Origin of the sequence: Erwinia pyri (assembly GCF_030758455.1) — a bacterium.
In the GTDB taxonomy this organism is placed as follows: Bacteria; Pseudomonadota; Gammaproteobacteria; order Enterobacterales; family Enterobacteriaceae; genus Erwinia; species Erwinia pyri.
In genome coordinates this window covers 2366764-2390657 of sequence record NZ_CP132353.1, presented here as the reverse complement: position 1 = coordinate 2390657, position 23894 = coordinate 2366764, and the positions used below count along the sequence as shown (strand labels likewise).

The window sequence follows — 23894 nt, the reverse complement described above, 5'->3', positions numbered from 1 at the left end:
AACATATGTTGGCCCTTTTTTTAGGAGTACGGCTGGTCATTACTCCTTGGTAAGCAGATGGCCCATTTTCGCCGCCTTGGTATCCAGATAGTGGGCGTTTTCCGGGTTACGCCCCACAATCAGCGGCACGCGCTCGACGATATTGATTCCGGCTTCGCTAAGGATCTCTACCTTACGAGGATTATTGGTCAGCAGGCGGACTTCATTCACGCCCAGCAGCTTAAACATATCCGCGCAGAGCGTGAAATCACGCTCATCGGCAGCAAAACCGAGCTGATGATTGGCTTCAACGGTATCAAAACCCTTATCCTGCAAGGCGTAAGCGCGGATCTTGTTCAGCAGACCAATATTACGGCCTTCCTGACGATGATAGAGCAGCACGCCCCGACCTTCTTCCGCAATATGGTTCAGCGCCGCTTCCAGCTGAAAACCGCAGTCGCAACGCAGACTGAACAGCGCATCGCCAGTCAGACACTCGGAATGAACGCGTGCCAGCACCGCGTCACTGTCAGTAATATCGCCATAAACCAGCGCCACATGATCGTGACCGGTTGCCAGTTCTTCAAAACCAACCATCAGGAAATCTCCCCATGGCGTGGGCAGTTTGGCTTCTGCTACCCGTTTAAGCTGCATGTGACTCTCCAGAAACTTCAAATGTTGCGCTATCATCATGGTAGCGCGCTGTCAGCAAACTGACACAGTTTCCTTATTTTGCCACAATCAGGGCGAAGGCGGTTAACGTCTTAGAGCGATTGTTGTGATACCGCACAATTATCACCTTCATTAACAGTATGTTATTATTTTTTCTCACAAACTTAGCGTGAAAACGAGAAATGCATCATAGCGGTAAAGGAAGACAATGAGAGATATTTTGAAACGTACCACCCTGGGTGCGCTGTTACTGCTGATTATGCCCGTTGGGGTTCTGCTCTCTGGCTGGCACTGGAAGCCGGTGGAGATGGGGTGGGTACAGAAAGCGCTGTTCTGGCTGACCGAAACCGTGACCAGCCCCTGGGGCACACTCACCAGCGCGCTTTTGTGCGGCTGGTTTTTATGGTGTCTGCGTTTCCGGCTCAAACCCGCACTGATTTTGCTGATCATTGTGGTTTCGGCCATTCTCGTGGGGCAATACACGAAATCGTTTATCAAAGAGCAGGTGCAGGAGCCGCGGCCATACGTACTGTGGCTTGAGCAGAATCAGAGCCTCAATGAGCAAACTTTTTACCAGCAGAAGCGGCCAGAACGTAGCGCGCTGGTGCGTAATGCGCTTATTGATAACACGCAATTGCCTGACTGGCTGAAGCAGCACTGGGAGTTTGAAACGGGTTACGCTTTCCCTTCAGGCCATACTATGTTTGCCGCCAGCTGGGCGTTGCTGGGAATAGGGTTGCTGTGGCCACGCCGACGTATCGTGACGGTGGCTCTGCTGCTGTGCTGGGCGATCGGGGTAATGGGCAGCCGGTTAGTGCTGGGGATGCACTGGCCGCAGGATCTTATCACCTCTACCCTGATCAGTTGGGTACTGGTAAGCCTGGCTACCTGGCTGGTACAGCGTTATTGCGGTCCGCTTACCGTTCCGCCGCGGGAAGAGCGTGAAATCAGGCAACGCGATGAGGAGTGATTGTCTTTCTGCTGTTTGCCCCAATATTATCAGTCACGACACTGTTTTTTCACGGTCACGGCTTCTCTGGGTGCAACGGACAAGCAACAGAGCATTTTTTTTGGCATAATTCATCTGGTTAACACCAGACTATGGGACGGACTGTGAAATATTTGCTGATTTTTTTACTGGTATTAGTGATTTTCATCATCTCGATTACGCTTGGGGCGCATAACGATCAGGTGGTTACCTTTAACTACCTGCTGGCGCAGGGCGAATATCGTGTTTCAACGTTGTTAGCTATTCTGTTCGCCGCCGGATTTCTGCTTGGCTGGGCCATTTGTGGCCTGTTCTGGCTGCGCGTGCGCGTGTCGCTTGCCCACTCTCAACGTAAATTAAAACGCCTGCAGCAGCAGCTGGGGCAGGCAGAAGAAGCTGTGACAGCGTCACAAGTTCCTGCCATTAAGGAATAATCTCTTATGTTGGAATTGCTGTTTCTGTTACTGCCTGTTGCCGCCGCTTACGGCTGGTACATGGGGCGCCGCAGCGCGCAACAGGACAAGCAACAGGAAGCAAGCCGCCTGTCGCGGGACTATGTGGCAGGAGTAAACTTTCTGCTTTCCAACCAGCAGGATAAAGCGGTCGATCTTTTCCTCGATATGCTCAAAGAGGACAGCGGCACGGTAGAAGCTCACCTCACGCTGGGCAACCTTTTCCGCTCACGGGGGGAGGTAGACCGCGCTATCCGCATTCATCAGTCTTTAATGGAAAGCGCCTCCCTGACCTACGATCAGCGGCTTTTAGCGGTGCAGCAGCTGGGCCGGGATTATATGGCTGCCGGCTTTTACGATCGGGCAGAAGAGATGTTCAGCCAGCTGGTGGATGAAACGGATTTCCGCGTCGGCGCGTTACAGCAGCTGTTAATCATCCATCAGGCAACCAGCGACTGGCCAAAAGCGATCGAAGTGGCCGAGCGGCTGGTTAAACTGGGTAAAGATAAGCAGCGCATGGAGATCGCCCATTTTTACTGTGAGCTGGCTCTGCAGGCGATGGGCAGTGATGACCTTGACCGGGCGATGAGCCTGTTGAAAAAAGGTGAGTCGGCAGACCGGCAGAGCGCACGCGTCTCGATCATGATGGGGCGTATTCACATGGCGAAAGGTGACTATGCTAAAGCGATGGGGCACCTGCAGCGCGTGATCGAGCAGGATAAAGAACTGGTCAGCGAGACGCTGGCTATGCTGGAAACCTGTTATCAGCAGCTTAATCAGCCGCAGGCCTGGGCAGAGTACCTTCAGCGCTGCGTGGAGGAGAACACCGGTGCCGCTGCCGAGCTCTATCTCTCTGACGTGATTGAGCGTGATGAGGGCGGGGAAGTGGCACAGCTCTATATTAATCGCCAGCTCCAGCGTCACCCGACCATGCGGGTGTTCCACCGGTTGATGGATTATCACCTGCATGAAGCGGAAGATGGCAGGGCGAAAGAGAGCCTGATGGTCCTGCGCGATATGGTGGGCGAGCAAATCCGCACCAAACCTCGTTACCGCTGTCACAAGTGCGGTTTTACCGCCCATGCACTCTACTGGCACTGTCCTTCCTGTCGTGCCTGGTCCTCCGTAAAACCTATCCGGGGTCTGGACGGCCAGTAACCCTGCAAAGGGGACTGGCCTTTTATTGCAGCATACTTTAGTTACAACATGCTAATGGCATTTAAACGGATACGGTTACAGAAACCACAGTGATAACCTCAGTCTGGCAGGGGAAACTGCAAAATCTGAAGCGGCAAACTGTGCATTTGCTGGTGGCACAGGTAGAATGCTTGCCGTTTATCTCTTGTGCTACAGGCGCATCACTTTCAGAGGGCTTTTCCATGCAATCACCTCAGGTAACCGGTTCTCCCATTCTGGTCGCGTTGGATTATCACGATCGCGCAGCGGCTATGGCGTTTGTCGACCGGATTGACCCGCAGAGCTGTCGGCTGAAAGTTGGCAAGGAGATGTACACGCTGTTCGGCCCCGATCTGGTCAGAGAGTTGCATCAGCGCGGATTCCAGGTCTTTCTGGATCTGAAGTTTCACGATATTCCTAACACTACGGCGCATGCTGTCGCCGCCGCTGCCGATCTTGGCGTCTGGATGGTGAACGTACACGCCAGCGGAGGAGCCCGGATGATGACGGCAGCCCGTGAAGCCTTACTACCTTTTGGTAAAGAGGCACCCCTGCTGATAGCGGTAACCGTACTGACCAGTATGGAAGCAGCCGATCTGCGGGATATCGGAATTGATGCTTCTCCAGCCGACCACGCTGAACGGCTGGCCCGACTCACCCAGCAGTGTGGCCTTGATGGCGTGGTCTGCTCGGCGCAGGAAGCGGTACGCTTTAAACAGGCTCTTGGGGCAGACTTTAATCTGGTGACGCCTGGTATCCGGCCTGCGGGGAGCGAAGCTGGCGATCAGCGCCGCATCATGACGCCGCAGCAGGCTCTGCAGGCTGGCGTAGACTATATGGTCATTGGGCGTCCGATTACCCACTCTTCAGATCCTGAAGCCACCTTAAAAACCATTCTGGCATCATTACGGGAGGCATAATGGCAGAGAATAACAGTCGCCTGGTTTACTCAACTGAATCGGGACGGATTGAGCAACCCAAACCGCAAACCGAGCGCCCCAAAGGCGATGGCATTGTGCGTCTTCAGCGCCAGACCAGCGGCAGGAAGGGGAAGGGCGTCTGCCTGATAACGGGGCTGGATATGCCCGATGCAGAGCTTGAAAAGCTTGCGGCAGAATTAAAGAAAAAATGCGGTTGCGGCGGGGCAGTAAAAGAGGGCGTTATCGAAATTCAGGGTGACAAGCGGGACCTGCTAAAGACGCTGCTTGAGGCTAAAGGCCTGAAGGTGAAACTGGCCGGAGGTTAACGAAAAAAAGGCCGCGTTAACGCGGCCTTTTACTGTTGTTATGCTGTGTGAAGGCTTTTTTATTAACGGCTAATCTGGTGGCCGATGATACCGCCAACGGCGGCACCGCCTACGGTTCCCAGTCCGCTACCATTGGAGAGGATTGAGCCGCCAATCGCTCCCGCGCCAGCTCCGATAGCCGTGTTACGGTCGCGCTTAGACCAGTTAGAGCAAGCGCTCAGGGAAAGAACTAACGTCGCGGCCAGCAGGCCTGCGGAAATACGTTTTGCAGTCAATGTCATCATCACTTCTCCTTGATTTCTACAGCAGAGGTCTCTAATCAGTATAGCGACAGCTCTGCATTTCAGGCCCAGCCCTGACATATTTATGAGGGGTTTATCTCACATTCAACATAAGCCGCTGGTTAATGTTGTCACCTGCCCGAAAGGGCAGCCAGTCATCGGGCGGCTGGCCGCCGGGGAAAGATAGAGAGCTAACTATCACCTGCGGTTTTGATGCCAGGCTTTATTGTAGCGTCTGGCAACGGTCGCAACAGGTAAATTATCCGATTTCATGCCGCATTTCCGATCCGTCAGCTGAATTCATCCCCGCATCCAGCCAATATCTCCATACCCAGATTTCGGTGCTGCGGGGAGAATGGAGAAAAACGGCTGGAGAGAAAAAATGTTAGAAGCGTTAAAACAACAGGTGCTGGAAGCGAATCTGGCCTTACCTGGACACGGGCTGGTAGTTTTTACCTGGGGCAACGTCAGCGCTATCGATCGTGACAGCGGTCTGATGGTGATTAAACCTTCCGGGGTCAGCTATGAGGCCATGCAGCGTGACGATATGGTGGTGGTGAATGTTGAGACCGGTGAAGTGGTAGAGGGCGAAAAACGCCCCTCATCTGATACGGATACTCATCGCGCGCTCTATCAGGCCTGGCCTGGTGCAGGCAGTATCGTCCATACCCATTCCAGACATGCCACCATCTGGGCGCAGGCAGGAAAAGATCTTCCTGCATGGGGCACAACGCATGCCGACGACTTCTTCGGGGCCATTCCCTGCACGCGGCAGATGACGCCCGAAGAGATCCAGACGCGCTACGAATGGGAAACGGGCAACGTGATCATCGAGACATTCCGTCAACGCGAACTCGACCCCGAAACCATTCCAGCCGTGCTGGTCAACTCACATGGCCCCTTTTGCTGGGGAAAAACAGCAGCAGAGGCGGTGCATACTGCAGTAGTGCTGGAAGAGGTGGCCTATATGGGCATCTTCAGTTTACAGCTTTCACCGGGGCTGCCGGCCATTCACTCCGCTTTACTGGATAACCACTATTTGCGTAAGCACGGCAGTAATGCCTGGTATGGTCAGAAAAAATAAATTTATCAGGTAGGGTTACATAACAGTGGCAAAAGGTTCGACTGTTGCGCGGGCAAAGGGTTTAGCCGTATCACCAGGCTAAATTCCCGCCTGCTTCACCCTGTTTTATCTTAAAAATCAAAAGCAGATTTTGTGATCTCTCGCTCTGGATTACGCTGGAAACGCGCTTGAGCGCTCCCATAACCAGAGGATCATAAAATGACAGTAATTAATCAGACTACATGCCGGTTGTTTAGCGAAGTTGGCCATACCACACAGCTTTCTGCCTACTATGAAGAGGGCCGTCGTACCATGTGGATGCTGCTTCGCGCGCAACCCCGTCCGAGCTTTAACCACGAGCTTATCGAAGAGATTATGAATCTCAGCTATGCCGCACAGCGTTCTGGTTTACCCATCGATTTTTGGGTAACTGGCTCTTTGGTGCCGACCATGTTTAATGCCGGTGGCGATCTGCGTTTCTTTGTTGAATCGATAAAAAATGGACGGCGCGAAGCTCTGAGAGCCTATGCGCGGGCATGCGTGGACTGTATTCATGCAGCGGCAAGGGGGTTTGATACCGGCGCCGTCAGCATAGCAATGGTGGAAGGCAGTGCATTAGGAGGAGGTTTTGAGGCTGCGCTGGCCCACCATTTCATTCTGGCGCAAAACAGTGCCCGAATGGGCTTCCCTGAAATTGCTTTTAACCTTTTCCCGGGCATGGGGGGCTACTCACTGGTCGCCCGCCGTTCCGGTATGAAGCTGGCAGAGGAGTTAATCTGCGAAGGGGAGTCACATAGTGCCGAGTGGTTTGAACAGCGTGGGCTGGTCGATAAAGTGTTTCAGCCAGGGGAAGGGTATCAGGCGACACGTACCTTTATCGATACCCTCAAGCCAAAACTGAACGGGGTTAAAGCCATGCTCAAAGCGCGTCAGCGTGTCCTGCAGCTGACGCGCGCGGAGTTAATGGATATCACGGAAGATTGGGTCGATTTCGCTTTCACTATTGAGCCGAAAGATATCGCCTATATGGAACGTCTTGTTCAGCTACAAAACCGCCACAGCGCCCAGGTCCTGCGTAAAGTTGGCTAAGCGTTAATTTTTTCCATTCTGTCAGCAAGCCAGCGCTCGATATCTTCCGCGGGCATTGGTCTTGCATAGTAAAATCCCTGGCGGGTGCCAACACCACTCGCCAGGACAAATTTCTCCTCTTCTTTGGTTTCAATGCCTTCGGCAATCACCTCCAGCTCCAGCGCCCTGGCAACCGCGACGATGGCGCGAACCAGCGACTGAGACACAGGCTGTTCATTTACCCCGCGCACAAAACTCTGATCCAGTTTAATGGCATTAATCGGAACGCGCGCCAGCTGTGAAAGGGAAGAGTAGCCGGTACCAAAATCGTCAAGGTGAACTTCCGCCCCCAGCTGCTGGAACTGGCCCATCAGCGCCAGTGCTTTCTCTTCGTTTTCAATCAGGCAGCTTTCCGTAAGCTCAATATCAATCGGGCAGTGATCGAGATTGGCCTGCTCCAGCGCCAGCTTCAGATCGGAATAGATACTCTGGTCTATAAGCTGACGGGGAGAAACGTTCACCGCAACCCGTAAGTTAATGCCCCGTTCACGCCAGCGAACAACCTGTTCTAAGGCGGTTAACATTACCCAGCGCCCCAGCGGCACGATCAGCCCCGACTCTTCAGCATAAGAGATAAAGCTGCCTGGCGGCACCAGCCCACGCTCCGGCGAGAGCCAGCGAACCAGCGCCTCCACGCTTCTTACTTCACCATCCACATCGATCTTGGGCTGATAGTGAATAATCAGCTGATTTTGATCCAGCGCTTTGCGCAGGTTGGTATCCAGCCAGAGATATTCAAATACCCGCTGATTCATTTCGGCGCTGAAGATGCAAAATTTGCCACGACCGCTCTCTTTAGCGGTGTACATTGCGGTATCTGCATTACGGATCAAACTTTCACGATCTTCACCATGCTGTGGACTGACGGCGATACCGATTGAACAGCCGGAATAGACCTCAATCAAACCAATGCGGAAGGGCTGTTTAAGCCGATCCAGAATACGTGAAGCCATCGCCTCCAGTGAGGCCTGACTGGCATCCGTAGCCAGCACAATAAATTCATCGCCCCCCAGCCTGGCAAGGGTCTGATCTTTATCCAGGCAGCTCAAAATCGCCAGCGAGACGGCCTGTAACAGCTGATCGCCAAACATATGGCCGTAGGCGTCGTTAACCTTCTTAAAGTTGTCCAGATCGAGGTAGACAATGCCGACCTGCTGCCCGACACGGTTTTCCAGCGCTTCGGCAATAGCGTAATTAATTGCGTTACGGTTTGGCAGGCCGGTGATGGTATCCGTATTTGCCAGGACGCGCAGCCGCTCCTGGGCACGGCGCTCTTCGGTAATATCTGTACCCGAACAGATCAGATAGATTTCGTTTTTACCGCTGCCGCTGTGAACGAATTTATTGCGGAACAGGAAGAGCCGCTGCCCTTTTTTGGTTTTGATCCAGCGCTCAACTTCGTAAGAGCTACCGTCCCGGAAAAATCCGCTGATGTTGCGCCGGGAAGCGGAGGCTTCCTGCTTGGTCATAAACAGCTGGAAGACATTTCGCCCAATGACTTCCTGCTCTTTAAGACCGGTGTATTCTTCACTCAGGCGGTTAAAACGCTGAATGTTACCGCGCTGATCGACGATAACAATGACGGAATTTGCTTCGGAAACCACCTGTTCAGCAAAAGAGAGACCCAATACTAAATCCCGGGCCACGGCGGAGGTATCTCCCCAGGCAGAAGCGCTGCCCGCCCAGGAGGTCTGGTTGACCCTTCGGCCAACAAGGTGCATAGAGAGCGGTTCGCCATATAACGACAGGGTCAGGTTTGCGCTGGAAGTGATCACGGTCATGCTGCGGATCAGGTTTGCCTGAGGCCCGGTAAGCGGAACGGCTATGTGTGTACTTGCCAGTTCATCTTCAGCAAAAAGAAGGGCATCGCTGTCGGCCTTTAAACGCCAATGAGGGCTGGTAGTACCAAAATAGGTATAGAGTAACGATTGCCCTTGTTCATCGGTCATCTGGTGTCTCCTTAAGGGACGCAATTCAGGCTGTATCTTCTTATTTTAGCAACAGTATTCGGCAACCAGCAGAATCTCAAGATGTATTGGAATATATTTTTCGTTTGCGTTTCCCGGAGGCGAGAAAATACCCCGGTCAGGAGACCGGGGAGGAGGGTTAGCAGGGGCATTTACCTAATTTCCCGCCTTTTCCGGGAAAGCGCGCTTCCAGGCAATAGCGATGAAACTCTTTCTCTGTCATAGGCTTAGTGGCAGGGTGCTGCCGATTCATATGCCGCAGGTAGGTTGGGTAATCCTGAACCCCTACCATCAGGCGGAAACTCTGCGCCAGACGTGACATTAGTAAACGTAACGTTAATTTTTCTGGCGTTTTGCCAGGGAGAGGCACCACACGCCGGATAACGGTAAAACTTATCTGGCGCGGACAGGAAATGGCATCAGACATGGTGAGCCTCATTTCTCAAAGAAACGCTGGTTTCGTGAACGGTCGGTTTCTCACTTTTAAGCGCACGGCGGATAACAAAGAAGGCGGCGATCAGCATCGTTACCGCGACCAGCATAAAGAAGGCGCACAGGGCGGCATTGATCTGATTGCTGAAGACGATGGTCTGCATATCAGCCACCGTTTTGGCTGGTGCAATCACCACGCCATTCTCAATACCGGTAGAGAATTTCTTCGCCTGTGCCAGGAAACCAATCGCTGGCTTCTCGTGGAAAATCTTCTGCCAGCCAGCGGTCATCGAGGTGATAAACAGCCAGGCAGTTGGCAGGATGGTCACCCAGGCATAGCGCTGCTTTTTCATTTTGAATAACACCACGGTGCCGAGGATCAGCGCCATTGAGGCCAGCATCTGGTTACCGATACCGAACAGCGGCCAGAGCGTATTGATACCGCCCAGCGGATCTACCACGCCCTGATAGACGAAGAAGCCCCAGCCCGCCACGGCAACGGTTGTACCTGCCATATTGCCCGCCCAGGAGCGATTATTCGCCAGCGACGGCACCACGGTACCGACCAGATCCTGCACCATAAAACGACAGGCCCGCGTACCGGCATCAACAGCGGTCAGAATAAACAGCGCTTCAAACAAAATAGCGAAATGGTACCAGAAGGCCATCATCACCCGACTGTTAAACACCTCAGTAATAATATGCGCCATCCCTACAGCAAACGTCGGTGCGCCGCCTGCCCGTGAAAGAATCGAGGTTTCGCCCACGTCGCGCGCTATTCCCGTCAGCATTTCAGGCGTCACCACAAAACCCCAGCCGTTAATCGCCTGCGAGGCCGATTCCACCGTGGTGCCAATCAGTGCGGCTGGCGAATTCATGGCGAAATAGACGCCAGGTTCGATAACCGATGCGCAGATCAGCGCCATGATGGCCACAAAGGATTCCATCAGCATCGCGCCATAACCGATGAAGCGAATATGGCTTTCACGTTCGATAAGCTTGGGCGTGGTGCCGCTGGAGACCAGCGCATGGAAGCCGGAAATGGCGCCACAGGCAATGGTGATAAACAAGAAGGGGAACAGCGCGCCTGAGAAGACCGGACCGGTGCCGTCAATAAAGCGCGTGACGGCGGGCATTTTCATCTCCGGCATGGCAAACAGAATACCCACCGCCAGACCTAAAATAACGCCAATTTTCAGGAAGGTGGAGAGGTAATCACGTGGCGCCAGCAGCAGCCAGACCGGCAGCACCGAGGCGATAAAGCCATAAACGACCAGCACCCAGGTCAGGGTAGTGCCTTTCAGGGTAAAGAAGGGACCCCAGTAGGGATGCTGCGCAATATCGCCGCCATAGATAATGGCGGCCATCATCAGCACAAAACCTATTAGCGACACCTCAGCAATTTTGCCGGGCCGGATAAAGCGCATATAGATGCCCATCAGCAGCGCAATAGGGATAGTCGCCGCGATGGTAAACAGGCCCCATGGGCTGTTTGCCAATGCTTTCACCACCACCAGAGCCAGCGCGGAGAGGATAATGATCATCACGCCCAGTGCGCCCAGCATGGTAACCACACCGGCAAAAGCACCCAGCTCCTGTTTCGCCATCTCCCCCAGCGATCGCCCATCGCGCCGGGTGGAGATAAAGAGGATCAGAAAATCCTGCACGGCGCCGGCCATCATCACGCCCACCAGGATCCAGATCGTGCCGGGCAAAAAGCCCATCTGCGCCGCCAGAATCGGGCCGACCAGCGGCCCGGCACCGGCAATGGCGGCAAAGTGGTGTCCAAACAGCACCCACTTATTGGTGGGAACATAGTCCAGACCATCATTGTTTCGCTCGGCCGGTGTACGCCGACGATCGTCCAGCTCGAAAATATTTTTGGCGATAAACAGGCTGTAGAAACGATAAGCGATGCTGTAACAGGCGACCGAAGCCACCACCAGCCACAGGGCATTAACATGCTCGCCCCGGCTGAGCGCCAGCATGGCAAACGCCCCGGCACCCACTAACGCCACCGCAGACCAGGTTACGCCGGTTTTGACGTTTTTCATCACAGACTCCTTGCATGTTCGATAAGGGGAACTGAACAACAAGTTTAAAGTAATGTAATTATTTGTTAATGAAAGCGAAGACAGAGAGAAGTGTGAGGCAAGAAGCGTTTTTTCGCTGAGAAGAGAGAAGGCGGGATAAGCAGAGTTATCCCGCCTGATAAAACGTTATGCTACCGGACGAGCCACGACGCTGCGGGTTTCCATACGGACTTCCGCAATAGTGACTTCAATCAGGTCAGTGACACGGTAAACCACCTCGCCCTTGATCTGCACGGTGCCGTTCTCCTGGCTGCAAACCAGTTCATCACGTACGGCATGAATGAAGGGAGCAGGGATAAAGGCTACCGCACCGTTGTCCGTCAGACGGACGCGCATACCGCCGCGGGAGACATCAATGACTTCGGCATTAAAGCGGCGATCGGTACCGGCAGAACTCTGCAGGAAACGTGAGTAGAGCCAGTCGCCCACGTCACGCTCGGCCATACGGTTCAGACGGCGACGTTCGCCCATTTTCACCGTGATCTCATCCTGCGGACGGGCGGCTGCTTCACCTTTGATCATCGATTTCAGCAGGCGATGGTTGATCATATCGCCATACTTACGGATCGGCGAGGTCCAGGTGGCATAGGCTTCCAGACCCAGGCCAAAGTGCGGGCCTGGCTCGATGCTGATTTCAGCGAACGACTGGAAACGGCGAATGCGGCTGTCCAGGAACTGCGTCGGCTGGGCATCCAGCTCGCGGCGCAGCTCGCGGAAACCAGCCAGCGTAGCGATAGCCAGCGGATCCACCTTCAGGCCGTGATTTGCCAGCATGGCGGCAGCCAGTTCAGCTTTCTCGGCATCAAAGCCCAGATGGATGTTATAGACACCGAAGCCCAGCTTCTCCCGCAGCACGGTGGCGGCACAGATGTTGGCGGTAATCATCGCTTCTTCCACAATGCGGTTAGCAATGCGGCGGTGCTCAGCAATGATATCCAGCACTTCACCTTTTTCTCCCAGCAGGAAGCGGAAATCAGGGCGGTCTTTGAAGACCAGCGCATGGCTCTGACGCCACTCGCTGCGCGCCAGACAGAGGCGGTGCAGCAGACGGATTTGGCTGGCAATAGCCTCATTTTCCGGCTGCCAGTCACTTTTGCCGTCGGTTTCCAGCCAGTCGGAAACGTTGTCGTAGGCCAGCTTCGCTTTCGACTCAATCCATGCGGCAAAGAAGTGGATCTCTTTGCTCAGCGTGCCGTCGGCGGCTACGTTGACGCGGCAGGCCAGTACGGGGCGACGCTCGTTCGGGCGCAGCGAACAGATATCGTCCGACAGCTGACGAGGCAGCATCGGGATATTAAAGCCGGGCAGGTAGTTGGTGAATGAGCGCTCTGCTGCGATAGCGTCCAGTGCGCTTCCCGCTGCCACATAAGCTGTGGGATCGGCGATAGCAATGGTCAGGCGGAGTTCACCCTCTGCGGTCTCTTCCACATAGAGCGCATCGTCCATATCTTCGGTACTGGCGCTGTCGATGGTGACAAACTCCAGAGCCGTAAGATCTTCACGCTCTAACTGCTCGTCCAGCATTTCACCGGTCGCCGCTTCTGGCGCTTCACGCTCCAGATTGTGACGGGAAAGCGTAACCCACCACGGCGCAAGGTGATCGTCGGCAGTGGTAATAAAGGCGGTGAGTTCAGCGTAAAAGGTGCGGTCACCCTTGAGCGGATGACGACGCATCTCGGCCACGGCCCAGTCGCCAGCCTGAAAATCATGCGTGACGTTGCGGTCAGCACGACACTGGATAGCATCTTTCAACAGCGGATGATCGGGAACGATAGAGAGGCGGTCATCTTTGCGTTGCACGCGGCCAACAAAACGCGTCAGAAAAGGTTCAATCAGCTTTTCCGGATCGGCAACTTCACGATCTTTATCGGTTTGCAGCACCGCAACCACGCGATCGCCATGCATCACTTTTTTCATGAATGGCGGTGGAATGAAGTAACTTTTTTGTGCATCGACTTCCAGGAAGCCAAAGCCTTTCTCGGTGCCTTTCACTACCCCTTCAACACGCGGCGTCTGGGAGTGGAGTTTCTCTTTGAGCTGCGCGAGCAGCGGGTTATCCTGGAACATAATCTCAACAGTTTTCGTGGCCTAAGAGCGGCAGACAGTTTTACGCGATTAACCGCCTCGCGGCAAGTAAAAAGCCGGGAAACCCGGCTTTGTTTACAACAGTTAACGCTTAAGATCAGGCGATCCGCAGGCCTGGTTTTACTTCCGAAAGGGTGACCTTTACCGGCACTGATTTAGAGGTTGGCGTTCCGCTGCCGTCACCGAAGCTGGAGAGAGGAACCAGCGGGTTGGTTTCGGGATAGTATGCGGCAAGGTTGCCCTTGGGAATGTTGTAAGGCACCAGCTTGAAGCCGAAGACTTTACGGGTGATGCCGTCATTCCATAGCGTTTCAATATCCACATCATCCCCGGCGGCAAAGCCCAGCTTCTCCATATCTTCCGGGTGAATAAACAGCACTTCACGCTGGCCATACACGCCACGATAACGGTCATCAAGGCCGTAAATGGTGGTGTTGTACTGGTCGTGAGAACGCAGCGTTTGCAGCGTGAAAGGCACTTCCACATCGCCAAGCTGCGGGAACAGAGAGTCCGGCAGGCGGGCGCTGCTGAACTGCGCCTTGTTGTTCAGGGTATTGAAACGGAACTCAGCCGCCGCGTTACCCAGGTAGAAACCACCTTTGATATCGCATTTTGCGTTGAAATCACTGAAGCCAGGAATGGTTGCGGCAATATGGTCACGGATTTTATTGTAATCCGCAGCCAGCGCCAGCCAGTCCAGCTTCTCGTTGCCCAACACCGCATTGGCAATACCGGCCACAATAGCGGTTTCAGAGCGCTGCGTATCTGCAATAGGTTTGCCCACGCCTTCAGAAGCGTGAACCATGCTGAAGGAGTCTTCAACGGTGATGAACTGTGGACCGCTGGCCTGAATATCCTGTTCGGTACGGCCCAGGGTCGGCAGGATCAGCGCATCAACGGCACCCGGGCAGAGATGGCTGCGGTTGAGTTTGGTACTGATCTGCACGGTCAGGCCACAGCGGCGCAGCGCTTCTTCGGTACGAGGGCTGTCTGGTGCTGCTGCAGCCAGGTTTCCGCCGAGCGCAATCAGCACTTTGATTTCGTCACGCAGCATCGCTTCCAGCGCTTCAACCGTATTGTGACCAACGGCGCGAGGTGGTTCAAAGCCGAAATGGTTAGCCAGGTTATCCAGGAAGGCCTGAGTAGGCTTCTCATCAATACCCATCGTGCGGTTGCCCTGCACGTTACTGTGGCCGCGAACAGGGCAGAGGCCTGCGCCTTTCTTGCCTAACTGACCAAACAGCAGCTGAAGGTTAACGATCTCACGCACGGTATCAACAGAGTGTTTATGCTGAGTAATGCCCATTGCCCAGGTACAAATCACACGCTCAGCGCTCTGGTAAATGGCGGCTGCTTCACGCAGTTGCTCCTCGGAGAGGCCAGACTGCTGCTCAATCTGCGACCATTCCGTTGCCTCAACGGCAGCGAGATAGGCTTCCATCCCCTCGGTTTTCGCATTGATAAACACTTCGTCAAACAGGCCTTTCTGACCCGCAGCAACCAGCTCTTTGTGCGACTGGTTCAGGGCTTTCACCATGCCTCGCACGGCGGCCATATCTCCACCGAGATTTGGCTGGTAGTAGGTTGAGCTGATGGTGCCTGCTTTACTGGTAACGACTTCAAGCGGCTTTTGCGGATCGGCAAAACGCTCCAGGCCACGTTCGCGAAGGGTGTTGAAGGTAACAATTTTCGCACCGTGATCGGCCGCGTGACGCAGGCTGTGCAGCATGCGTGGGTGGTTAGTGCCGGGGTTCTGACCAAAGACGAAAATGGCATCCGCATGGTCGAAGTCATCCAGACGGATGGTGCCTTTGCCCACGCCAATGCTGCGCTTGAGGCCGGCACCGCTCGCTTCATGACACATATTTGAGCAGTCAGGGAAGTTGTTGCTGCCGTTCATGCGGCCAAAAAGCTGATAGAGCCAGGAAGCTTCATTACTGGCGCGACCGGAGGTATAAAGCTCCATCTGATCGGGATTGTCCATCGCCTTGATGTGCTTAGCAATCAGCCCGAAAGCTTCATCCCAGCTGATGGGTTCGTAATGATCGGTTTCACGGTTATAGCGCAGCGGTTCGGTGAGGCGTCCCTGATATTCCAGGAAGTAATCGCTTTGCTGATAAAGCGCAGAGACGCTGTATTTCGCAAAGAAGCTCGCATCGACAAAGCGACGCGTTGCTTCCCAGGTCACCGCTTTGGCGCCGTTTTCACAGAAGCTGAAGGTACTTTTATTATCATCGCCCCAGGCACAGCCCGGGCAGTCAAAACCTTTAGCTTTATTCATGCGCATCAGGTTGCGCATATTTTTCAGAACTTGTTTGCTGTCGAAGACGAAACGGGTAGTCGCTTCAAGAGAACCCCAGCCGCCGGCGGCTGCCTGGTATGGCTTAATTGCAGTTTTAAATTTCATATTGCTTCGCAGGTAATGTAATTGTTTTTGATATGTTAAGAAGTTATGACTTCTTTTGTAGGATTAGTCTGCAACCTGGTAAAAAAATTGTCTAATTGATTGGTTTAATGGTGCGATAAGCGCTGTTTATCGCAAAAGCGTGAGGTTGCTCAAAGAATTGCTCATGACGATCTGTAATTACCAGGCCGCGCAGGCAGAGCTGGCTAATAATTAGGCTTTCTTATCCCAGCCCGAGGTGCCCGTGAAAGAATTCGCCAGCAAAATTCATGCTTTTGGTAAGGCGCTGATGATGCCGATTTCAGTTATCGCCGCCGCCGGTATCTTCCTGGGCGTGGCCGCTGCCATGCAAAACCCGGCCATCACCGGAGAAGCCTTTGCCAGTCTGCAGACGCCGCAGCTGATTATTGGCTTTATTCGTAAAGTCGCCGGGGCGCTTTTTGCCAATCTTCCGCTGTTCTTTGCCGTGGCCAGCGCTATCGGGCTGGCGAAAGCGGAGAAGCCGACGGCCGCCTTTGCTGCGGTGATAGGGTTTATCGCCATGCACGTGGGCGTCAGCGCCACGCTGGCCGCGCAGGGACTGACCGCCGCAACAACCACCCCGGAAGCGCTACAGGCGAAAGGAATGGCGCAGACGGCGGCGATGATGACCTCTGCCGAATATATCGAGATGCTGGGGATCTTCACCTACAACATGAGCGTGCTGGGCGGGGTGATAGCGGGGCTGCTGACGGTAGTTATCCATAACCGCTTTTATACTACGCAGTTGCCCACGGCGATCAGCTTCTTTGGCGGCCGCCGCTTTGTGCCGATTGTCACGGTTCTGGTTCTGCCGCTGGTGGGGGTGCTGCTGGCTATGATCTGGCCCGCTATCGGCGCCGGCATCGCCTGGGTGGGCGAACTGATCGGCAAAAGTGGGCAATATGGCGCGTTTCTTTACGGTACCAGCGAACGCCTGCTGATCCCGACCGGGTTGCATCATATTCTGAACGAAACGGTACGGTTCACCCCCATTGGCGGTATTGCTACGGTAGATAACCAGACCATTGTGGGCGCGCTGAACATCTTCAACAGTGCGTTAACGCATCCCGGCTCTATTCCGGACGAAACGGTCAGAAACGCCACGCAGTTTCTGGCCCAGGGCAAAATCCCGGTAATGATGTTTGGCCTTCCTGCCGCCGCACTGGCTATCTATCACACGGCCAGACCGGAACATAAGCAGCGGGTGAAAGCATTGGTGCTTGCGGGAGCATTAACCTCATTTACCACCGGTATTACCGAGCCGCTGGAATTCTGCTTTATCTTTGTCTCGCCCGTTCTCTATCTGATGCATGCCGTGCTCAGCGGCCTCTCATTTATGCTGATGTCCATGCTGCATCTGATGATTGGTAACGTGCAGGGCGGCGCAATTGATCTGGTGGTGTTCGGCATTTTAGGCGGCAGTAAAACGCAGTGGTGGTGGAGCCTGGTGCTAGGGCTGATCTATCTCCCCGTTTACTACTACGGCTTTAAATTTGTGATTACCCGGATGCGCGTTGAAACGCCAGGCAGGGAGAGTGAAGAGGTGGAAAGCCAGCAAAAAACGGTTTCCGCCGACGATCGTACGCAGGTCATTATCAGCGGGCTTGGGGGCGAGGCCAATATAGAGGACGTCGATTGCTGCTTTACCCGCCTGCGGGTCAGGGTGAAGGAGATGAAAGAGGTCGTGGACCAGACCCTGATGACCACCGGTGCCAACGGTGTAAACCGCGTCAGCGACCACGATGTGCAGGTAATTTATGGCCCGCAGGTCGAGAAAATCGCTAACGACGTGAAAATGGCACTGGGCGTAGCCTGATCTCTGCCGATAACAGTGACTAAGCGGCATTGCAAAGCTCATGGTGTGAAGAGCGCAGGAAGACACCATGACAGGATACAGAATTGTCTGTAGTCTGCAGCGGGTCACCAACCCTGTGGCAAAGCGGGTTAACGTAATAGAATTATGGATATAAAACAGCTTATTTACCTGTGCAACCTTGAGCGCGAACGCCATTTCGGCCGCGCCGCGGAGGCGAGTTTCGTCAGTCAGCCTACGCTGTCGATGCGGCTGAAAAACCTCGAGCGTGAACTGGGGCTGTCGCTGATCAACCGCAGCAACAACTTTGACGGCTTCACGGCGGAAGGGGAACGTGTTCTCTCATGGGCCAGAGAGATTGTCTCTGTTTATCAGGGGCTGAAGCTGGAAGTGGAGTCGCTCAAGCATGGCGTCAACGGCACGCTGCGCATTGGCGTGGTGCCGCAGTGCAGCATCTCACTGCCGCTGATGTTAAAAGCGATCAGCGACCGCTATCCCCAGCTTGATTACCGGGTTGCCGTGCTCAGCGCCGATCAGCTGCTGGAAGCTCTGAACAGCCATACCGTCGATGTCGGCATCGGCTTTTTTGAACTGGCTACGCTGCGCGAACTCCATTTTCAGGCTGAACCGCTGCAGGATCATGGTGTTGAAGTGATGTTTCATCCGCACCATTTTCCGCAGCTCGTGGGAGAAGGGGCGCTGGCGCTGGAAAGTTTGCAGGAGATCCCACTCTGCCTTGCGGAACAGACCCGCTATTTCCGGCGTTATCTCGATACGCATTTTCGAGAGGCCGAGGTCAGGCTGCGGGTGATCCTGGAAACCACTTCGGTGTTCCAGTTAGTTCAGGCAACGCAGGTCGGGCTGGGCTGTCTGATTTCGCCAACCGGGCATCTGCTGCCGGGAATGGCGCCCGAGCTGCAGAGCCGGACGCTTTCCATCGAGCCGATGTCGCGTCAGGCTGCGCTGGTGATCGCGGAACCCGGCAGGGCGACGCCCCTGTCACAACACTTCTTTGACGAGGTTCGCCGCTGGCTTAGCGAAGGGCAGGCCGTTAAGTGATGAGCGCTCAGGCGCTCTCTTGTGGCTGAGTTGATCCCAGCGCATGCATCAGCCGATTGCTCCAGCTCGCAAGGGCGGTACTTTGCAGCAGCGTAAACACCATTTTATCGCTGAAGCCCGCCTCTTTTAACGGCTGAAGATGCGCTGCGCTGAACCGTTCAGGGGAGCGAGTGAGCTGGGCGGCACAGTGAATAATCGCCTTTTGTCTGGCCGTAGCCAGTGACAACGCTTCATCAACACCTGCCAGCAGCGCTTCCCCCATCTCACCCTCAGCAGAGGCGGCAAAACAGACCGGGCTGCCATTGATCCTTGCTGCCACAGCCGCGGCAAGGCGTGCTTCAGCAGAGTCAGTGCTCTCTTTCAGGGCATTGAGCAGGCTGGCCCAGCCATACAGGGTCTGGCCATCATGCGCCAGTAGCCAGGCGCAGTGGTCGGGCAGTGGCAGAGGCTGACACCAGGCCAGCGCTTCGATCTGGTTTTCGGAGGCGTAGCGTAACTCTACCGGTGGCAGCAATGGACGCCAGGGCGAGGCTGACCCGAAACAGGCCTGGTGGGCATCCTCCGGCAAGGTCACGCCCGGGATCCAGCGCACCGGCAGCGCCAGCAACGCATTCATCCCGGCGACTGTGCGCGCCTGGTAGCTGACAAAACCAATGAGCTGATGGAAGGTAATGATATCCGGGGGCGTTAACCCCACATCATCAAGACGCGACAGGGCGGCTTCGTCAATCAGCGTGGGTTGGCTCGCAAGCTGGCGGGCATATTCAGTGATTTGGGTCAGACGACGATTACTCTCGCGGGTGGAGTCCGGCCCCGGTAACGGATTCAGGCGGGCAGCATAATGATTGCACAGCCGCTGAATGCCCGTTACCTGCGCTACGGTTAAGGCGGTACTCAGGCGATCGTAAAGAGTCAGGGTATGGGTTTTGCTGGTGGTGAGCTGCTGGGGTAATAATAGCTGATACAAATCACGCGATGCCAGCATGGCTGGCTGGGTTTGCAGCAGGGTCTGTCGCAGCTCACTCTGGTACTGCTGCGCAAGTCCCAGCAGAAAGCGGTCTTCAATCTCTGCCGCTTCAGGAAACAGCGGAGCGGCATGCGGCGTCAGGGTCGATTGCGTTTCATGATACCAGTGGCTGTTGCCGGGAAAACGGCGCTGTTCCATGATCGTTCCTTTTCAAGTTTACCGGCCAGCCGAGCGAAAAAGAGAAAATCGGCGGATTAGCGGGCCTTAAGATTTTCCCTATCCTCGCCCATGGTAAGAAGTGAATGAAAGAATGATCGGTGCTAACACATAGCGGAATGGTCTAACGACACTCTTTACGCCATGATTTGCTGAAACCCCAGGCAAAAGAGCCACTTTTGTACGGTTCTGGCAAAGCTTAGCGGAAGTTCAGCCATCCTTACGCCACGCGTCAGCCGTTAACGCCTCGCCGAAGTGGCTGTTGATCAACCTTTTGGTAAGCTCATGCAGCGGGCTGGCCAGCACATCGGCCGTACTGCCGCGCTCCACCACTTCGCCCTGGTGCATCACAATGACCTGATCGCTGATGTGCTTCATCATGCCCAGATGCTGGGTAACATAGATGTAGGCAATGCCGTGCTTCTCCTGCAACTCCAGCATCAGATTGATTAACTGAGAACGCATCGACATATCCAGCGAGGCCATCGCCTCATCGGCAATGATCACTTTTGGCTGCAGTATCAGGGCGCGGGCCAGGCCAACGCGCTGTTTCTGGCCGGGGGCGAGCATATGCGGATAATAGGCGGCGTGATCGCGCAGCAGCCCCACCTGGCGCAGCGTGGCGATAATCCGTTTTTCCCGCTCCTCTGCTGTCAGGTCGGTGTTCAGCCGCAGCGGAAAATCGAGTATCTGACTGATGCGCTGGCGAGGGTTAAGCGAGGTGGAGGGATCCTGAAAAATCATCCTGATCCGCTGGCTGCGGTAGCCATAATCGCCATACTGCAGAGGATGATCGTCGATCAGAATACCGCCAGCGCTGGGTTCAATCATGCCGCTCAGCATTTTTGCCAGCGTGGATTTGCCGGAGCCGTTCTCACCAATAATCGCCAGCGTTTGCTTTTCCCGCAGCATAAAGCTCACTTCTTTTACCGCCTCAACATGCTGGCGACGAAACAGGCCGGTGCGGTAGCGAAACGTCTTACTGAGGTTGCGCACTTCCAGCAGCGTTTCAATCATTACGAACTCTCCATGTTAAGCGGGAAGTGGCAGGCAAACAGGTGCGTTTTCGGTCCGGCCAGGCGGGGCGTTTCGGTACACTTTTTCTGAGCATAAGGGCAGCGAGGCCCCAGGCGACAGCCGATGGGCAAATGTTCCAGTGACGGAATCGCGCCCGGCAGCGTGTTCAGGCGGCTTTTATGCGGCATAGAGCGGCCAAAATCAGGCATCGCACGGATCAACGCCTGTGTATAAGGGTGATGCGGAGCCACAATCAGATCTTCACTGCGCGCCGTTTCCACCGTCTGTCCGCAATACATAACGTTGATGCGGTCGGCCCAGTGGCTGAGCATCTGCAAATCGTGGCTGATCAGCAGGATGGTGGTGTTATTGTTCTGATTCAGACGCGCCAGCAGGCGGAATATCTGCGCCTGAGTGGTGGGTTCCATTGCATTGGTCGGTTCATCAGCAATCAACAGGCGCGGCTGATTTGCCAGCGCAATGGCGATCATCACTTTCTGGCATTCACCATCGGTCAGCTCGTAGGGATAGCTGCCCATAATATCTTTATGATCTTTGATCCCGACGCGGTGCAGCAGCTCAATGGCGCGGCGGTAACGCCAGCGGAACCGCTGATACCAGCGGCCTTTGTAGGTCCAGCCGGGAATAGCCTGCACCAGCTGCTTACCAATATTTTCTGAAGGATCCAGGCAGGATTGCGGCTCCTGAAAAATCATCGACACATTGTGGCCAATAATTTTACGTCGTTCGCGCGGCGTAAGATGAAGCAGGTCGATATCATTAAAGCGCATGCGGTCAGCGGTGACGCGCCAGTTATCTTTGGTGACGCCGCAAATGGCTTTGGCAATCAGGCTCTTTCCTGAGCCTGATTCGCCAACCAGACCGCGGATTTCACCGTCCGCCAGCGTGATATTGACGCGATCCACAGCCTTAACCGGACCGTCTGCGGTCATGAATTCTATGGTCAGATTACGTATATCAAGCAGCGGCATCTATTCCACTCCCGCAACAATGGCCCGGCGTATGCCGTCACCTAACAGATTAACAATCAGCACGCTAAGCATGATAGCCGCGCCGGGCAGCATAACTGTCCAGGGCGCCACATAAATCAGTTCCAGCGCATCCCCCAGCATGGCTCCCCACTCCGGAGAAGGAAGCTGGGCACCCAGATCAAGAAAGCCCAGCGCCGCGATATCGAGAATGGCCATCGACAGCGCCCGGGTGAACTCTGAAACCAGCAGAGCAAGAATGTTCGGCAGCACCGCATACCAGAGAATATTCAGGCTGCTGGCCCCATCCAGCCGGGCAGCGATCACATAATCTTTCTCCAGCTCATCATGCACTGCCGTATAGATAGCGCGCACCAGGCGCGGAATAATCGCCAGCCAGACGGCGAGCAGGGCATGCTCCAGCCGCGGCCCCAGAAACGCCACCACAATGATCGCCAGCAGCAGCGAAGGGATCGAGAGTATCGTATCCAGCACGTGATTAAGAAGCGCGGAGCGCAGCCCCCGCGTCAGTCCGGCAAAGACACCTAAAATCATGGCACAGAGAGCGGCAAAAAATGTGATCAGGATCGCTGAACCCACGGTTGGCAGGGCTCCGCTCACTAACCGGCTGAGAATATCCCGTCCCAGGTCGTCAGTGCCCAGGAAGAAAGAAACATCGCCATAGCGTGACCAGGAAGGCGGCAGCAGTTGATAGCCAAGAAACTGCTGATCCAGCCCGTAGGGCGCCAGTAACCGGCCAAAGATGCAGACCAGCAGCAGGGCAATAAAGGCATAGAAGCCCACCATCGCTGACGTGTCGCGATAAAACAGCCGCCAGGCATTGCGTAACGTGCTGGGCAGCCGCTTCTCGGCATAGATATTATCGACGGGCATACCACTCCTTATGTTTCAGCGGCGTCATCATGGCGCCCAGGATATCGGCGAGAACATTAACGGTGATCACCAGGCTACCCACTACCATCACGCCCGCTGAAATGGCCGCGTAATCCTGCTGGCGGATGGCATCCACCAGCCAGCGCCCCAGGCCTGGCCAGCTGAAAACCACTTCCGTGATCATCGCCAGCGTCAACATGGTGGAAAACTGTAACCCCAGACGCGGAATAACCGGAGGCAGGGCATTGTGCAGCACGTGTCTGCGAATAACCGTAAAGCGCGACAGGCCTCGAGTGGCGGCAGCTTTGATATAGTTTTGCTCCATTACCTCGCGGGTACTGATGCGCAGCAGGCGGACCACTTCGGTGGTGGGCGCCACGGCGAGCGCCGTCACCGGTAAGACCAGGTGCATCAGGGCGCTTATCATCATCTCATGACGCCAGGGGGAGTGGCTCAGCCACGCATCGATCAGGGCAAAACCGGTGATGTTTTTGACCGGATAGAGCAGATCGAAGCGACCGGAAACGGGCAGCCACCCCAGGTTCAGCGAAAAGAAGAGCGTGAGCAGCAGCGCCAGCCAGAAGACCGGCATGGAGAAGCCCAGAAGGGCGAGGGCGCTGATCGCTTTGTCCTGCCATTTGTTGCGCATTACGCCAGCCGCTATGCCCAGCGGAATGCCTGTCGCCATCGCCAGCACAAACGCCATGATGCACAGCTCAAGCGTGGCGGGAAACACTTCACGAATTTGCCCCAGAATAGGCTCACCGTTAATACTGGAGACGCCAAAGTCCAGTTGAAATACGCCCTGATACCAGAAGAGAAAAGCATCGGTCAGCGACGCCCCCTGCAGGGGCGCGTGCGGGGTGAAATAACTCAGGCTGAAGCCAACCAGCGTCAGCATAAAGAGCGTCACCAGCCACAGCACCAGACGGCGCAGCGTATAAATCACCAT

21 protein-coding genes are annotated in these 23894 nt (G+C 55.0%); 9 read left to right on the top strand and 12 right to left on the bottom strand.

Annotation, left to right across the window (positions count from 1 at the left end):
- Window positions 1-39: 39 nt before the first annotated feature.
- Window positions 40-633 carry a GTP cyclohydrolase II gene (gene ribA, locus Q3V30_RS11020; protein ID WP_306205573.1) on the bottom strand — a complete coding sequence of 198 codons (594 nt, stop codon included), beginning with the start codon at window positions 631-633 and terminating at the stop codon, window positions 40-42.
- 226 nt (window positions 634-859) lie between these two features.
- Here ribA and pgpB point away from each other — a divergent pair, with 226 nt between their 5' ends.
- From pgpB to yciH, 5 genes are all read left to right on the top strand, one after another.
- Complete coding sequence (gene pgpB / locus Q3V30_RS11015) at window positions 860-1621, top strand: phosphatidylglycerophosphatase B (protein WP_306205571.1); 762 nt, start codon at window positions 860-862, stop codon at window positions 1619-1621.
- Between the two features lie 143 nt (window positions 1622-1764).
- A complete protein-coding gene (locus tag Q3V30_RS11010) occupies window positions 1765-2073 on the top strand; it encodes a LapA family protein (protein WP_306205569.1) in 309 nt (102 codons plus the stop codon).
- 6 nt (window positions 2074-2079) lie between these two features.
- The gene (gene lapB, locus Q3V30_RS11005; RefSeq protein WP_306205568.1) at window positions 2080-3249 is read left to right on the top strand and encodes a lipopolysaccharide assembly protein LapB; all 1170 of its coding nucleotides are present in this window, start codon (window positions 2080-2082) and stop codon (window positions 3247-3249) included.
- A gap of 221 nt (window positions 3250-3470) precedes the next feature.
- The gene (pyrF, locus tag Q3V30_RS11000; protein ID WP_306205565.1) at window positions 3471-4187 is read left to right on the top strand and encodes an orotidine-5'-phosphate decarboxylase; all 717 of its coding nucleotides are present in this window, start codon (window positions 3471-3473) and stop codon (window positions 4185-4187) included.
- Window positions 4187-4513, top strand: coding sequence for a stress response translation initiation inhibitor YciH (yciH, locus tag Q3V30_RS10995; RefSeq protein WP_306205563.1), 327 nt, complete (start codon window positions 4187-4189; stop codon window positions 4511-4513). The genes pyrF and yciH overlap by 1 nt, the downstream gene beginning before the upstream one ends.
- A 62-nt stretch (window positions 4514-4575) precedes the next feature.
- Here the strand turns inward: yciH and osmB are convergent, their stop codons facing one another.
- Window positions 4576-4794 carry an osmotically-inducible lipoprotein OsmB gene (gene osmB, locus Q3V30_RS10990; protein WP_306213192.1) on the bottom strand — a complete coding sequence of 73 codons (219 nt, stop codon included), beginning with the start codon at window positions 4792-4794 and terminating at the stop codon, window positions 4576-4578.
- 382 nt (window positions 4795-5176) lie between these two features.
- On the opposite strand from osmB, the gene araD reads away from it, so the two are divergent.
- Window positions 5177-5878, top strand: a complete 702-nt coding sequence (gene araD / locus Q3V30_RS10985) for an L-ribulose-5-phosphate 4-epimerase (protein ID WP_306205561.1) — start codon at window positions 5177-5179, stop codon at window positions 5876-5878.
- Window positions 5879-6076: 198 nt separating this feature from the next.
- Entirely contained in the window at window positions 6077-6946 is an 870-nt protein-coding gene (locus Q3V30_RS10980) for a crotonase/enoyl-CoA hydratase family protein (protein ID WP_306205559.1), read from the top strand.
- Here Q3V30_RS10980 and pdeR read toward each other — a convergent pair.
- The 5 genes from pdeR to Q3V30_RS10955 all read right to left on the bottom strand — a co-directional run bounded on the left by pdeR (window position 6943) and on the right by Q3V30_RS10955 (window position 15969).
- Complete coding sequence (gene pdeR / locus Q3V30_RS10975) at window positions 6943-8934, bottom strand: cyclic di-GMP phosphodiesterase (RefSeq protein ID WP_306205557.1); 1992 nt, start codon at window positions 8932-8934, stop codon at window positions 6943-6945. The two genes, Q3V30_RS10980 and pdeR, sit on opposite strands and share 4 nt — an antisense overlap.
- 157 nt (window positions 8935-9091) lie before the next feature.
- Entirely contained in the window at window positions 9092-9379 is a 288-nt protein-coding gene (locus Q3V30_RS10970; RefSeq protein ID WP_306205555.1) for a YbdD/YjiX family protein, read from the bottom strand.
- The gene (locus Q3V30_RS10965; RefSeq protein WP_306205553.1) at window positions 9372-11438 is read right to left on the bottom strand and encodes a carbon starvation CstA family protein; all 2067 of its coding nucleotides are present in this window, start codon (window positions 11436-11438) and stop codon (window positions 9372-9374) included. Before Q3V30_RS10965 ends, Q3V30_RS10970 begins: the two co-directional genes overlap by 8 nt.
- 165 nt (window positions 11439-11603) lie before the next feature.
- Window positions 11604-13544: an exoribonuclease II gene (locus Q3V30_RS10960; RefSeq protein WP_306205552.1), complete on the bottom strand. Its 1941-nt coding sequence runs from the start codon at window positions 13542-13544 to the stop codon at window positions 11604-11606.
- Window positions 13545-13659: 115 nt separating this feature from the next.
- Window positions 13660-15969, bottom strand: a complete 2310-nt coding sequence (locus tag Q3V30_RS10955) for an FdhF/YdeP family oxidoreductase (RefSeq protein WP_306205549.1) — start codon at window positions 15967-15969, stop codon at window positions 13660-13662.
- 286 nt (window positions 15970-16255) lie between these two features.
- Here Q3V30_RS10955 and Q3V30_RS10950 point away from each other — a divergent pair, with 286 nt between their 5' ends.
- Together Q3V30_RS10950 and Q3V30_RS10945 are read left to right on the top strand one after the other, a co-directional pair.
- A complete protein-coding gene (locus tag Q3V30_RS10950; RefSeq protein ID WP_428979262.1) occupies window positions 16256-17803 on the top strand; it encodes a PTS transporter subunit EIIC in 1548 nt (515 codons plus the stop codon).
- A gap of 144 nt (window positions 17804-17947) precedes the next feature.
- Window positions 17948-18859: a LysR family transcriptional regulator gene (locus Q3V30_RS10945; protein ID WP_306205545.1), complete on the top strand. Its 912-nt coding sequence runs from the start codon at window positions 17948-17950 to the stop codon at window positions 18857-18859.
- Between the two features lie 7 nt (window positions 18860-18866).
- Here Q3V30_RS10945 and Q3V30_RS10940 read toward each other — a convergent pair whose 3' ends face one another.
- The 5 genes from Q3V30_RS10940 to sapB form a co-directional block, all read right to left on the bottom strand.
- On the bottom strand, window positions 18867-20024 hold the full coding sequence (locus tag Q3V30_RS10940; RefSeq protein WP_306205543.1) for a CMD domain-containing protein: 1158 nt from the start codon (window positions 20022-20024) through the stop codon (window positions 18867-18869).
- Window positions 20025-20252: 228 nt separating this feature from the next.
- Window positions 20253-21059 (bottom strand): putrescine export ABC transporter ATP-binding protein SapF, encoded by an 807-nt coding sequence (gene sapF / locus Q3V30_RS10935; protein ID WP_306205541.1) that lies wholly within the window; start codon window positions 21057-21059, stop codon window positions 20253-20255.
- Window positions 21059-22051: a putrescine export ABC transporter ATP-binding protein SapD gene (gene sapD / locus Q3V30_RS10930; protein ID WP_306205539.1), complete on the bottom strand. Its 993-nt coding sequence runs from the start codon at window positions 22049-22051 to the stop codon at window positions 21059-21061. The genes sapF and sapD overlap by 1 nt, the downstream gene beginning before the upstream one ends.
- The gene (sapC, locus tag Q3V30_RS10925; RefSeq protein WP_306205537.1) at window positions 22052-22942 is read right to left on the bottom strand and encodes a putrescine export ABC transporter permease SapC; all 891 of its coding nucleotides are present in this window, start codon (window positions 22940-22942) and stop codon (window positions 22052-22054) included. It lies immediately after the preceding gene.
- On the bottom strand, window positions 22929-23894 hold the full coding sequence (gene sapB, locus Q3V30_RS10920; RefSeq protein ID WP_306205535.1) for a putrescine export ABC transporter permease SapB: 966 nt from the start codon (window positions 23892-23894) through the stop codon (window positions 22929-22931). Before sapB ends, sapC begins: the two co-directional genes overlap by 14 nt.